The sequence below is a fragment of the Nocardia yamanashiensis genome (assembly GCF_021183565.1).
In the GTDB taxonomy this organism is placed as follows: domain Bacteria; phylum Actinomycetota; class Actinomycetes; order Mycobacteriales; family Mycobacteriaceae; genus Nocardia; species Nocardia yamanashiensis.
Genome location: NZ_CP089226.1, coordinates 1804615 through 1817446, shown reverse-complemented (window position 1 = coordinate 1817446; position 12832 = coordinate 1804615). Strand labels below are relative to the sequence as shown.

Below are 12832 nucleotides of genomic sequence, written 5' to 3'. Positions count from 1 at the left end.
CCAGCGGGCGCGCCACGGTAGTGCACCGTGGCGCGCTCCGCATCAGCCCGTGGGCTGGCCGAACTTCATGCCGATGGGCAGCACGCGCACCCACAGCGGACCCTGATCGGCGGGCACCGATCCGGCGGCCCGCTCGGCGCACTTCACCGTCGAATCGCCCGGGGTAGCCCCATAAGTCGCCGCGACCGTCCAGGTCCGGCCCTCGAACTGCTTGTCCGCGGGCGCACCCGCACCCGCGGCCCGGACTTCCAGCGGCTGACCGTTGCCATCGGTCACCGTACAGGCGATGCCAGCGGCCCAGTCGGCGGGCGCGTAGATAGCCATATACGCATCTGCGGGCACGGGAACCTTTGTCCCAGTGCTCGTTCCGAGCGGCACGCGCCGCCCGTCGGCCGGATTCGCCTCACAGGGCTGCCCATTGTCCGGCCCGTGACCCTCACTGTCGATGCAGCCCGGCTCGGACGGAGTCGAGGTCGGGGTGGATGTCGCCGCCGCTGCCGAGGTGGAAGTGGCGGTGTCGGAGGCCTGCTGGCTGCTCGAACACGCGGTGACCGCCAGCAACGGTGCAGCGATCAACAAGATGGCGGATGGATGTAAGCGCATGGTCTGCTCCATTCGTCGATTTACGTGTCACCTCATTTCACAGACACTTTTCAGCTACCGCAACCGGCGCGGCCGCTCGTCACCGTTCCGCGACCCAGCGGTGACCGATTCTGTCGTCGAATCGCAGCGTCGAGGCGTCCCCGCGCGGCTTCGATCACGAGCACGTGGCCTCCGACACCCACCAGCCGACCGGCGACGACTCGACGATTCTGACATTCCAGGCACTGCCCGCCCGGTTACCGCGCCGCTATCGCGTCGTCGAATCGGCCGCGATCCGGCACGTCAGCCGAAAACGCCGCTGTGCGCGCCGGCGAGCGCGAGACGGACCGCATTGTCGGCGGTCGCATCGGTCAGCTTCTCGCGAGTTATCAAGGCGCGGAAGTAGATCGGGGCGACCACGGCCTTCACCAGCTCGGACGGGTCGATGCCGGAGGGGAGTTCGCCGCGGGTCACCGCGCGGTCGACCACCGGCAGGGCCTGGCGGATGCGGTCGCGGAAGATGTGCCGGACGGCGTCCGGTGGGCGGGTGGCGCCGATGCGCTCGGACAGCAGGACGGCCAGTACCGCTTGTCCGCCCGGGCTTTTCACCCAGGCGACCAGGCCGCGGGCGAGCTCGCGCAGGTCGTCTTCGAGCGCACCGGTGTCGGGTATCGCGATGTCGGCGGTGACGCTTTCGGAGAGCGCGTCGGCGATCAGGCCGTCCCGTTCCGGCCAGCGGCGGTACACGGTGGTCTTGTGGACGCCCGCTCGTTTGGCCACGTTCTCGACCGTGCAGGCGGCGTAGCCCTGTTCGGCGAGTTCGGCGATGGCCGCGGCCAGTACGGCGGCGCGGACCTTCGGCCCACGTCCAAGCGGTGCGTCAGCTGGCATTGCAACTCCCTGTTGCGATATTGGCGGGTTCCGGGCACCCTGATGTTATCGCAACTCGGTGTTGCGATAGGTACCCGATGGGAGTTCCATGCCCTCCAAAATCGTTCGTGCGGCGGCACTGTTGTTTCCCGGCCTGCTGGCCGGGGCCTTCGGATACGGCGCGGTCAATGTGCTCTATGCCTTCCGCGAGGTCCCCCTGGATGTCCGATTCACCTTCCACACCGCGCTCATGCGGGTGAACGGACCGGTCATGCAATCCCTCATGGCGTTGACCATCCTCAGTGCGGTCGTCCTGGCGGTACGGTCCGGCGGCCGGGCCCGAATCCTCGCCGCTGTCGCCGCCGTCCTGGCTTTCGCCTCCTTCCTCATCACCCGCTTCGGCAATGTCCCCATCAACCAGCACATCAAGGTCTGGGCGGTGAGCGGGCCGCCCGCAGACTATGCCGAGGTGCTGCAGCGCTGGGAACAGTTCCATTTCGCCCGCACCGGCTGTGCGCTGGTCGCTTTCGTCGCGCTGATCATCGCTGTCACGAGCTACGACGGTGGGACCGCAGCGCCGGTCACCGACTCCGCACGACGGTCCGCGCTTCGACCTCTCGCAACAGGGCGTGCACGCGGGGATCGCGGGTGAGCGCGCCGTCGAGGACCGTGTTGATCAGGCCGCGGAACAGGGCATACGGCTGCCAGCCGGCGGGGGCGATGGTGCGGGCGGCGCGGTGTTCGATACCGTCGGCGATGGTGCGGGCGGCCTGTTCGGCGGTGATGCGGGTCTTCAAGGGCCAGGGCAGCAGTTCCTCGAGGCGGCGGCCGATCTCGTTGTCGTCGAGGGTATTCCGGGTCATGGCGGTATCGACGATGCCGAAATAGGCGATGCCCGCCGTGGCGCGGTGCGCCGAGAGTTCCACGCGCAGCGCACGACCGAGCTGTTCCACGCCGGCCTTGCTGATCATGTAGGGCGCACCGCCCATACCGGGGGCGAACGCGGCGCAGGAAGAGACGACCACGATGTGGCCGCGGGCGCGGATGACGTGATCGAGTGCGGGGTGGACAGTATTGAAGACGCCGGTCAGGTTGATGTCCAGGACGCGGTCGAAGGCGCTCGCGTCCATCGATCGCAGGGTGGCCGGGGCCGGGACGACCCCGGCATTGGCCACGACGACGTCCAATTGCCCGAATCGGTTGACCACCTCCTCGATGACCGAGGCCATCTCCCCGCGGTCGGCGACATCGGCGGTGACCGGGAAAGCGCGGTCCCCAAGGGATTTCGCCAGCGATTCGGCGGCCACGGTGTCGATATCGACCACCGCGATCTCGGCCCCGCGCGCGTGCAGCAGCCGGGCCGTTTCCGCGCCGATGCCCTGCCCCGCACCGGTGATCAGCACGACCCGGTCGCGTACCGGATACGGCGGTTTCATCCACTCCATCAGCTGCTCATCTCGTAGGACTCGGCATCGAATCGCCTGGTGCGGCGGCGGTATTCGAAGCTCCAGTTGGGGTACAGCCCGGCGTTCAGCCCGTCGGGGGTGGTGTAGTAGCTCTGGCAGCCGCCGGTGAGCCAGACCGACGTGGAACTGCGGGTGGCCATTTCGGTGAGGAAGGCGTCCTGGACGGGCCGGCGCAGTTCGATGCGACGGGTCGCGGTGTGGCGCAGGGTGCGGACGGCGTCGACGATGTAGGCGATCTGGGACTCGATCATGTAGATGGCCGATTGGTTTCCGGCCGCACCGAACGGGCCGAGGGTGCAGAAGAAGTTGGGGAAACCGGCGACGGTGGCGCCCAGGTAGCTCTGGGGGTGTTCGCGGTAGAGGTCGGCGAGGGAGCGCCCGTCGCGGCCGGTGAAACGTTCGAAAGCGGTGGGGATGGCGGTGAATCCGGTGCCGAAGATGATGGTGTCGACAGCGTGTTCGGTGCCGTCGCGCAGCACGATCGAATGGGGCTTCACCTCGGCGATGCCTTGGGTGATCACGTCGACATTGGGCTGGTCGAGGGCGGGCAGATAGGCGTCGGAGAAGATGGCGCGTTTGCAGCCGATCACATAGTCCGGGGTCAGGGTTTCGCGAAGCCGGGCATCGCGAACCTGCCGTCGCAATTGCAGGCGGCCCAGCGCTTCATAAGGATGCCGGAAGCGCTTATCCACCAGCGAGATCAGCCCGAAACCCTCGATCGCCGCGTACCAGCCGCCGCGAATCGCCTTCTGGGTGAACGGAATCCGGCGCAGCAGGAACCGCTCGAGCCCGGAGGTCGCGCGGTCCAGGCGCGGCACGATCCAGGGCGCGGAACGCTGGAACAGCAGCAGTTTTCCCACCCGGGGCTGGATCTCGGGAACGAACTGCACCGCCGACGCCCCGGTGCCGATGACCGCCACCTTCTCGCCGGTCAGATCATGGGCGTGATCCCAGTGCAGCGAATGGAAAGCCTTGCCCGCGAACGACTCCAGCCCCGGCAGCGCCGGATACTTGGCGTCGGCGAACACGCCGGTGGCCGAGATGAGGATGTCGGCGGTGAGCTGCCCGCCGGAATACTCGATCCGCCACACCGACCGGTCGTCATCCCAGCGGGCGTCGAGCACCTCGGCGCCGAATCGAATATGCCGCACCACATCGTGCTCGGCGGCCACCCGGCGCAGATAGGCCAGGATCTCCGGCTGCCGCCCGTAGGTGCGCGACCAGTCCGGATTGGGGGCGAACGAATAGCTGTACAGCTGCGACGGCACATCGCAGGCACACCCGGGATAGGTGTTGGCCTGCCAGGTCCCGCCCAGGTCGGCGGCGCGTTCCAGCACGACCAGGTCGTCGAATCCGGCCTCGCGCAGCTTGATCGCGAGGCCGATGCCGCCGAATCCGGCGCCGACGATCACGATATGGGCGTGCTCGGTACTTTCGGGCATCAGTGGTTCTCCAGCGGAATCAGAGATCGAGGACGAGACCGTCGCCCGCGGCGCGGGACACACAGATCAGCATCTGATCGGCTCGTTCGGAATCGGTGAGGACGCGATCGCGGTGGTCGACCGCACCGGACAGGACGCGCGCCTTGCAGGTGCCGCAGAAGCCCTGCTGGCACGAGTAGCCGATATCGGGCAGGCGGCGGCGCACGGCGGCCAGGGCGGTCTCGCCGGCGCCGACCCGCACCGTGGCGCCGCTGCGCGCCAGCGTGAGGTCGAACGCCATGCCGTCGGCCACCGGCGGGGCCGAGAACCGTTCCAGGTGCAGCGAACCCGTCGGGTCCAGCCGGAACCGGCAGCGCTGGGCCGCCTCCAGCATGGGCGGCGGGCCGCAGACGTACACGGCCGCACCGAGTTCGGCGCTCGCGATCAGCTCGGCGATATCGGTCACCCCGTAGCGATCGTCGGGCCGGATCTCCGCGCCGGGCAGCTCGTGCCGGAACGGCATGGTGTCCAGGGATCTACCCAGATAGACCAGCCGCCCGCGCCGCCCGGCAGCCTGCGACATGGGCAGCAGCGGGGTGATGCCGATGCCGCCCGCCAGGAACAGGTACGAGGGCGCGTCCACCAGGTCGAAGGCATTGCGCGGCCCGCGAATTCGCAGCCGCTGTCCCGGCCGTATCGATTCGTGGATCTCTCGTGATCCGCTGCCGCCGGGGATCGCGCGCACCGCGATCCGGTACCGCCATCGATTGGCCGGATCCCCGCACAGCGAGTACTGCCGCTGCCGTCCCGAGGGCAGGAACACATCGATGTGCGCACCGGGCCGCCACGCCGGTAGCGCGCCGCCGGTCGCCGATCGCAGCGTCAGCGCGACCACATCCGCTGCCACCCGCTCGACCCGATCCACGCACACGACCGCGTCGAACCCGCTGCGCCGCACCGGATTCGACGGCGAGAGCAGACCGGCCGCAGGTCCGCTCACGAAGACCCGCTTGTAGGCATCCATCACCCCGCCGAGGACCCGCAGTCCGGCCGGCGCCGACGGCTCGATCACGCTCACTCCCCCGCCGCCCGGGCCGCGGGCGAATGCGCGAGGTACCGCAGCGCCCGGTCCATCGGCCCCAATTGCGAGGGATGGAACCCCGGCCGCAGATAGCGCGGCAACTCGCTGAAGAACACCGTCCAGCTCGGAATCACCCCGCGCCGTGTCGCATCGAGGAACTGCGCGCCCCAGAACCGCCCCTTGTCGCTCGACGGATCCTTCCGGAACAGATGCGCGGTCGAGACGATGAACAGCGGCAGCAGGGTCGCGCTCGCCAGCACCGCGGTCCGCGCCTTCCGCGCGTACCCGCCGTCGAGATACATGTACGCGTCGTAGACGACGCTGCGATGCTCGACTTCCTCGGCGCCGTGCCAGCGCACCAGATCGAGCATGGCCGGATGCATGCCCTTGCGCTCGAGCACGTCCGCCTCGAGCAGCCATTCCCCGAGCACGGCCGTGTAATGCTCCATCCCCGCGAACAGCCCGAGCCGCTCCTTGAGCCATTCCTCGCGCGCCCGCCCGGTCAGCCCGTGATCCCCGAGTATCCGATCGACCAGCCACGCAACGCGTTTCACGTACCCGTCCACGTCCAGCCCGATCGACTGCAGATGTTCCCGCGCCGCCTCGTGACTGCTCGCGTGCATGGATTCCTGCCCGATGAACCCGGTCACCTCCTCCCGTAGCCGCGCGTCCCGGATATGCGGCAGCGCTTCGGAAAGCGCCTGCGCCATGGCCCGTTCCCCTTCGGGCAGCACCAGATGCATGACATTGACGATGTGCGTGGCCAGGACCTCCCCGGGGATGTAGTGCATGGGCACCGACGCGAAGTCGAACCGCACCTCCCGGGCGTGAATCGCATGGGCTTCGTCGCTGTAGTGGCGCCTCGCCGCGCCGACCTTCTCAGCCATGCGCCGACCGTACAACGCAACAAATCACATTGCAATGTTGCAGACACAAATCGCCACGATTTGTTGCACGGCCCCGTCCGGCTGCTAGCGTTGCCCCCGTGCCCACCCCGCCGAAACCGACTCCGACCCGCACCGATGCGGTCGACGACATCGAGTCCCGCATCCTGGACGCGGCCCTGATCCAGTTCCAGAAGGTCGGCGTCAAGAAGTCGACCATCGAGGATGTCGCCAAACAGGCGGGCGTGGACCGGGTCACCGTCTACCGCCGGGTGGGCTCCCGCGACGACCTCGTGCAAGCCGTCGTGCGCCGCGAGGTCGAACGCCTACTGGCCGAGCTGGCCGGCCTGCCCGCACAGCACGACGACATCACCGAACTGATCACCCGGGTGTTCACCACCGTCGTAACCCGATGGCGCGCACACCCTCTGGTGGAGCGACTGCTCAGCGTCGAACCCGAGCGCGTGATCATGAAACTCACCGCCGAGGACAACGGCGTCTTCGCCCTCTCCGTGGCGGCGACCGCGCAGATCCTCGCCGACGCGGCCCGGCGCGGATTGTTCACCGCCCCGGACGATCTCGCCGTCAGATCCGAAATAGCCTGCCGCGTAGTGCATTCCATGATCCTGGTGCCGCTCGGGGCGATCGAGGTGCACACCGACGCGGAACTGGCCGATTACGCGGGCAAGTACCTGGTGCCGATCATCATCGGCTGAACGAACCCGCCACTAGGTTCTGTCTCCCAGTGAATCGAGGTGGTCGACAAACGAGCTGAGAGGCGTTGAGCCAGTTGATGTCCTACCCAGCCGATAGCCTGATGTCGTGGTGAATGCGCGGCCGCTGCGGACCGGTCTCGGGGGGCGCGGTCGGGGACCCTGGGGAGACCGGAAGCGGAAGGGTTATGGCGCGCACCAGAATTACCCAGTAGCTGATGAGGATCGCGCAGTAGAGCGACTGTGTCAGGGCGGCGGCGATGCCCGGTGGCGGCATCTCGTTGCTCTGCGTGACCGCGATGACCGGCACTACGAGTGCGATCGTGGCGATTCCGGCGCGGCCGAGCGGGATCAGTACGAGCACACCCGGCACGAGCACCAGGAGATAGTTGTGCCACGCGATCGGCGAGAGCAGCAGGGCGGCGGCCAGCACCGCCCACGGGGCCGTGCCGCCGGGATCGAGGCGGTCGCGATGCCGCCCGCACCACCACAAAGTGCCGGTCAGCAGCGCCAGCCCGAAGGCCATCCCGGTTGCGGCGGGCACGCCCAAGCGCACCGCGAGCCCGGGCAGCGAGGCGTTGTCCACCCACCCGGAGACCTTTTCGGCGGTGACGATATTCAGCCAGTCCCGGGCGCTCGACGGTCCGGCGCACAGCACCCCGAGCAGTGAGGCGAGCGCCGCCGCGGCGATCCCGGCCTGGAACGGCAACCACTTGCGCTGCGCGGCGGCGAGCAGCAGCAGCGGGGCCAGCGAGGGTTTGAGCGCCACGGTGATACCGAACAAGACGGCCGCGAGTATCGGCCGCCCGCGCCGCTGCGCGATCCAGCCGGCGACGAGGCCGGCCAGCAGCAGCGGATAGATCTGGCCGAGGATGAGCGTTCCGTACAGCGGCCACCACGCGAGCACGGCCAGCAGGACCGAGGCCGTCACGGCGGGGCGCAGGCGCAGCTCGCGGCAGACCGCGAGGACCGAGCCCAGTGCCATGAGCAGCATCAGCACGAGGAAGACGCGGTAGGCCGTGACGAGATCCAGTGCGGTGAACGGTACGAGCAGTACCGAGACCAGCGGCGGGTTGAGATTGCGCAGCTGTGCGTGGGTCTGGTAGATGTCCTCGCCCCGGGTGAGCGCGGCGGCCGAACTCCAGAAGGTCTCGAAATCGACGTGCTGCCCGATGATGTCGGTGGACTCCAGGGGCGCCAGCAGGGCGCCGACGTCGAGCACACGCTGGACGGACATGAGGGTCGCGACCAGCACGAGCGGACCCGCCACCAGCCAGATGGCAGCGGTTGTTCGGTTGGACGGCAAGGTAATTCGCGGCAACACGAATCCGGACCTTAGCCGTACTCGGACGGCAGTGCCGCATTGGCGGCCGCGGTGGCAGTCCGAGGCCCTGATCTAGGACGGCGCCGCACCGAGGGCGCGCAGCACCAAGGGCAGCAGCCCGTCCGCGATCCGCTCGGCATCGGCGGCGTCGAAGGCGTCCGGAGTCGAGGTGGTGAAGAAGAACCGGCTCATCACCGGCCCGATGACGAGATCGCCGATCAGGTCGGCGTTTTCGACCGGCGCGATCTCGCCGCGCTCGGTGGCCCGTCGTACGGCCTCGCCCACCCGGTCTCGGACCGGTTGCAGGAAGGCCGCCGCCATCGCCTCCGCGAGCACCCCGTTGTGCGAGGCTTCGCCGATCAAGGCGCGCAGGAGCATGCCGCTGGGACCGGTGGACACCACCGCCTTGGCGCGCAGGATGGTTCGCAGATCGCCTGCCAAGCTGCCGGTGTCCGGCGCGTCGCCGGCATGCTCGCCGTAGGTGGAGGCGGCGGCGACCACCAGGGCTTCCTTGGAGGACCAGCGGCGGTAGAGGGTGGCGGTGGAGACGCCGGCCCGGGTCGCCACGGCGGCGGTGGTGAGGCCGCCATAGCCGGTTTCGGCGAGCACGGCCAGCGTCGCGTCCAGGATCGCCTGATCCCGGGCGGCGTCGCGGGGTCGGCCGCGGCGGACGGTGGCCTCTGCTGTCATGGCGTCAGCGTACTGCGTACCCAGAGCGGGAACGGAAACCGCCGAATTACGAAACTGAATCCTTTCGTTTCGCATATAGTGACCGGTATGACCGATTCCGCAGTTCTTGCCGAGGCCGTGGCCGCGGCGGGCACCGTCGCCCGCCTGCGCGATACCTTCGCCACCGGCCACACCCGACCGCTCGCCTGGCGCAAGGCGCAGCTGGCCGCGCTGAAGCGCATGCTGGTCGAGCGCGAGGACGCCTTCGCCACCGCCCTGCACGCCGATCTGGGCAAGAGCGCGCTGGAGTCGTACACCACCGAGATCGGGTTCACGATCAATGAGATCGACCATGCGGTAAAGCATTTGGAGCGCTGGCTGCGGCCCGGCCGCGCCCGGGTGCCGCAGGCGCTGGCTCCGGCGCGCGCCCGCACCGTGCTGGAACCGCTCGGCACCGTATTGATCATCAGCCCCTGGAACTACCCGCTGCAGCTGGCGCTGGCACCGCTGGTCGGCGCGCTGGCCGCCGGTAACTGCGCGGTCGTCAAGCCGAGCGAACTGGCTCCGGCGACCTCGGCGGCCATCGCGGAATGGCTGCCGGTGTACCTCGACACGGCCGCGGTCGCGGTGGTCGAAGGCGCGGTCAAGGAAACCACCGATCTGCTGGACCAGCGTTTCGACCACACCTTCTACACCGGCAACGGCACGGTCGGGCGGATCGTCATGACCGCCGCGGCCAAGCACCTGACCCCGGTCACGCTGGAGCTGGGCGGCAAGAGCCCCGCGGTCGTCGACCCCGGCACCGACCTGGCAGCCGCCGCCCGGCGGCTGGTGTGGGGCAAGTTCATGAACGCCGGACAGACCTGCGTCGCACCGGACTACATCCTCGCGATCGGCGAGACCGCGCGCGAACTCGAACCGCTCCTCACCCAGGCCGTGCGCGATATGTACGGCGAAAACCCGCAGCAGAGCCCCGATTACGGGCGGATCGTCAACGAACGGCACTTCGATCGCCTGACCGCGCTGCTGGGCGACGGCCGCATCGTCACCGGCGGCGCCACCGATCGCGCGAGCCGCTACCTCGCCCCCACCGTCCTCGCCGACGTCGATCCGGAGTCACCGGTCATGAAGGAGGAGATCTTCGGGCCGATCCTGCCCATCGTGCGGGTGCGGGACCTGGACGAGGCGATCGCCTTCATCACCGCCCGCGACAAGCCCCTCGCCCTCTACGCTTTCCTCGGCTCCGACGCCGCCAAGCAGCGGCTGCTCACCGAAACCTCTTCCGGCGCCCTGGCTTTCGGCATCACGAACGCGCACCTGGCGGTGGCGGGCCTGCCCTTCGGCGGCGTCGGCGAGAGCGGCATGGGCCGCTACCACGGCGCGTACTCCATCGAGACCTTCAGCCACGCCAAGGCGGTGCTCGACAAGCCGCTGCGCCCGGACACCCTGCGCATCGCCTATCCCCCGTTCACCGGGTTGAAGGAACGGCTGCTGCGCCGCCTGCTCTGAGCCCGGCCAGCGCCCCCAGCGCGAGCGCGATCTCGCACCCGGCGATCCCGGTCGCCGCGTGCGGAATCCACGCCGCACCGGCGCCGTGACCGCCGTGGGTCGGCATGGCGAGGTGCAGTGCGATCATGACGGCGCTGGTTCCCGCACTGACCTGCCAGACGCGCGCCCGCGGGTCCGTCCACAGATGCCAGGCACAGGCCAGGCACGCCAGGCTCATCAGATTCACCAGGGCGAACAACGGCATGGACGGTCCGTGTCCCGGCGTCCCCGCCGCGTGCAGCAAGGCCGATCCCGCGGCCAGCGCCGCACCGCATCGAGCCGTGATGCGGTGCGGCGCAACGGAAACAGCGGTCATTGCGGATGGCAGCAGTGCGCGGCGGCGCTGGGCGGTACGCCGAGGACGGGATTGCGGTCGAAGAAGCCGTAGGGCTGGAGTTTGAACCCCGCGTAGTCCACCGGCATGACCGGCCAGTCCTCCGGGCGCGGGAAGTGGGTGAGCCCGAAGGTGTGCCACAGCACCAGATCCTCGCCGTCGAGCGAGCGGTTCGCCGCCATATAGGCGGGCAGGCCGTCGCCGCCCGGATGCTGATTCACCAGATCTCCCGCCGGATACCGCTCTTCGCGCGCGTACCGCGTCACCCACAGCTGCCGGGTGGTGAACGCCGCCCGGGCCGCGATGGAGGAGGACGGGTCGGCCAGCAGGGTCGGCGTCTGGTGCGCGTGCAGCACGTAGGCGGTGGGATCGCCCATCCGATTGGTGTGCTCGGTGCTGACGATGTGCCACACCCGTCCGTTGGCGGCGTCGGCGTCGCGTGCGCCCTCGGCCTCGCTGGCCAGCCGAGTCCTCTTGGCGGTGAAGGCGTTTCCCCACGGATTGTCCGGCCCGACCGGCACGCGGCCGACCTCCACTTCGTCGACCGCATTGGCCACGCCGTCGACCATCATGTCCAGGCGCGCGCTGAAAAGGTGCTGATGGTAGGGCAGTCCGAGCCCGGGCGCGACCTCGCTCTGATACGCCGACCCCTCCGGCGGATAGGCGGCGGTGAACGCGACGCCGGTGAGTTTCGCCTCGCATTCGATGGTGCCGTCCAGGTACAGGTACCAGTAGAAGCCGTAGTCGTAATTGCCGACGGTGGTGAAGAAGCTGATCACCAGCCGCCGCTGCCGCCGCACCTCGCTGACGCCGGTGAACAGGTCGGTGTGCTTCCAGAGCGTGCCGTAGTCCTCCTCGTGCAGGCAGATGGCGTTCGGGATGGTGCGCGGCATACCCAGTTCGTCGCTCAGTACCGCGTCGAAGTAATGGATTTCGCCGAGACAGTCGCAGCCCAGGCGCAGCGAGTTGGTGAACCGGCCGAAGAGGTATTCGCCGGTGTCGAAGTAGTTCTGCCAGAAGCGGGTCGGGGACGGGTCGGCGTAGGGCACCACCATCTCGGCGATGGAGGCGCGGTAGAGAACCGGCCGGTAGCGCTCGCCGTCGCGAATCCGCAACCGGCGCAGGATGAGTCCTTCCCGGGCGTCGAAGCCGAGTTGCAGCCGCCAGTTCGCCCATTCGACGCGATCGCCGTCGACCCGGAAGCTGGGACCGTCGGGCTGGGTGATCTCGATCGGCTTGAGGTCCTCGAATCCCGGCGCGGCCAGGGCCGGGTCCTGGAAGTTGCCGTGCTCGTCGGGGACGTCCAGGATCCGATGGTCGATGAGCTGCAGCAGTTCCCGGCCGATGATGTCCACGTAGGCGCACAGCCCGTCCACCGGGTGCGCCCACGGGTGATCCTCGGGATGGTCCTGCCGGAAGGCGAACACCCGGATGATGCGCCGCCCCTCCTCGCCCGGGATGCCGTAGCTGCCCGCCGAGAGCGGCACGCAGACCGTGGCGGCCGGGTCGACGCCGCGGGCGCGCAGGGCGGCGCACCAGCTTTCGTCGCCGGCGAGGATGACGCCGACTTCCGCGAACTCCTCCTCGAGGATCGGCACCCGGCCGCCGCTGCCCGACAGCACCGTGTCGGCCCGGATCTCGTGGGAGGTGAGCGAGACCAGCACATCGCGGGACACTCCGGTCGAGATGTCCAGCAGCAGGATGCGCGCGAGCCGTTCGGGTGCCGGACCGGCGCCGTCGTGATGCGCCAGCACGGCGGCCTTGTCCGGCTCGTCCAGGCCGACATAGACGAACCGGACGGTCGGGCCGACCAGACCGGCCGCGCTCAGGATCTCGCGCACGGCATCGATCTCGGCGGCATCGAGCGCGGCGAGCACGGAGTCCATTGCGGTGCGCGCAGTTTCAACGGTGGACATGTGAACACTCCTGGTTGGGAAGGA

Annotated in this window: 13 protein-coding genes; 3 read left to right on the top strand and 10 right to left on the bottom strand. The window is 68.9% G+C overall.

What is annotated here, in order from left to right; genetic code table 11:
* Positions 1-42 precede the first annotated feature (42 nt).
* Positions 43-342, bottom strand: a complete 300-nt coding sequence (locus LTV02_RS08720) for a hypothetical protein (RefSeq protein ID WP_233039498.1) — start codon at positions 340-342, stop codon at positions 43-45.
* A 543-nt stretch (positions 343-885) separates the two neighbouring features.
* Positions 886-1473 carry a TetR/AcrR family transcriptional regulator gene (locus tag LTV02_RS08715; protein ID WP_233039497.1) on the bottom strand — a complete coding sequence of 196 codons (588 nt, stop codon included), beginning with the start codon at positions 1471-1473 and terminating at the stop codon, positions 886-888.
* A gap of 88 nt (positions 1474-1561) precedes the next feature.
* Between LTV02_RS08715 and LTV02_RS08710 the strand changes: the two genes are divergently transcribed.
* Positions 1562-2104: a DUF1772 domain-containing protein gene (locus tag LTV02_RS08710; protein ID WP_233039496.1), complete on the top strand. Its 543-nt coding sequence runs from the start codon at positions 1562-1564 to the stop codon at positions 2102-2104.
* Here the strand turns inward: LTV02_RS08710 and LTV02_RS08705 are convergent.
* Genes LTV02_RS08705 through LTV02_RS08690 form a run of 4 tightly spaced genes read right to left on the bottom strand, consistent with a single transcriptional unit; the run spans position 2034 to position 6307 of the window.
* The gene (locus tag LTV02_RS08705) at positions 2034-2897 is read right to left on the bottom strand and encodes an SDR family oxidoreductase (RefSeq protein WP_233039495.1); all 864 of its coding nucleotides are present in this window, start codon (positions 2895-2897) and stop codon (positions 2034-2036) included. The two genes, LTV02_RS08710 and LTV02_RS08705, sit on opposite strands and share 71 nt — an antisense overlap.
* Entirely contained in the window at positions 2897-4360 is a 1464-nt protein-coding gene (locus LTV02_RS08700) for a flavin-containing monooxygenase (RefSeq protein WP_233039494.1), read from the bottom strand. Before LTV02_RS08700 ends, LTV02_RS08705 begins: the two co-directional genes overlap by 1 nt.
* Before the next feature lie 19 nt (positions 4361-4379).
* Positions 4380-5363: a PDR/VanB family oxidoreductase gene (locus LTV02_RS08695; RefSeq protein WP_233041527.1), complete on the bottom strand. Its 984-nt coding sequence runs from the start codon at positions 5361-5363 to the stop codon at positions 4380-4382.
* Positions 5364-5413: 50 nt separating this feature from the next.
* Complete coding sequence (locus LTV02_RS08690; RefSeq protein WP_233039493.1) at positions 5414-6307, bottom strand: metal-dependent hydrolase; 894 nt, start codon at positions 6305-6307, stop codon at positions 5414-5416.
* Positions 6308-6405: 98 nt separating this feature from the next.
* Between LTV02_RS08690 and LTV02_RS08685 the strand changes: the two genes are divergently transcribed.
* Complete coding sequence (locus LTV02_RS08685; protein ID WP_233039492.1) at positions 6406-7020, top strand: TetR/AcrR family transcriptional regulator; 615 nt, start codon at positions 6406-6408, stop codon at positions 7018-7020.
* 82 nt (positions 7021-7102) lie between these two features.
* On the opposite strand, the gene LTV02_RS08680 is transcribed toward LTV02_RS08685, so the two are convergent.
* Complete coding sequence (locus LTV02_RS08680; protein ID WP_233039491.1) at positions 7103-8287, bottom strand: glycosyltransferase family 87 protein; 1185 nt, start codon at positions 8285-8287, stop codon at positions 7103-7105.
* A gap of 126 nt (positions 8288-8413) precedes the next feature.
* Positions 8414-9031 carry a TetR/AcrR family transcriptional regulator gene (locus LTV02_RS39210; protein ID WP_269821614.1) on the bottom strand — a complete coding sequence of 206 codons (618 nt, stop codon included), beginning with the start codon at positions 9029-9031 and terminating at the stop codon, positions 8414-8416.
* A gap of 87 nt (positions 9032-9118) precedes the next feature.
* Between LTV02_RS39210 and LTV02_RS08665 the strand changes: the two genes are divergently transcribed.
* Positions 9119-10519, top strand: coding sequence for an aldehyde dehydrogenase family protein (locus tag LTV02_RS08665; RefSeq protein ID WP_233039490.1), 1401 nt, complete (start codon positions 9119-9121; stop codon positions 10517-10519).
* On the opposite strand, the gene LTV02_RS08660 is transcribed toward LTV02_RS08665, so the two are convergent.
* The gene (locus tag LTV02_RS08660; protein WP_233039489.1) at positions 10479-10874 is read right to left on the bottom strand and encodes a hypothetical protein; all 396 of its coding nucleotides are present in this window, start codon (positions 10872-10874) and stop codon (positions 10479-10481) included. The two genes, LTV02_RS08665 and LTV02_RS08660, sit on opposite strands and share 41 nt — an antisense overlap.
* On the bottom strand, positions 10871-12808 hold the full coding sequence (locus LTV02_RS08655; protein ID WP_233039488.1) for a primary-amine oxidase: 1938 nt from the start codon (positions 12806-12808) through the stop codon (positions 10871-10873). The genes LTV02_RS08660 and LTV02_RS08655 overlap by 4 nt, the downstream gene beginning before the upstream one ends.
* Positions 12809-12832: the final 24 nt, after the last annotated feature.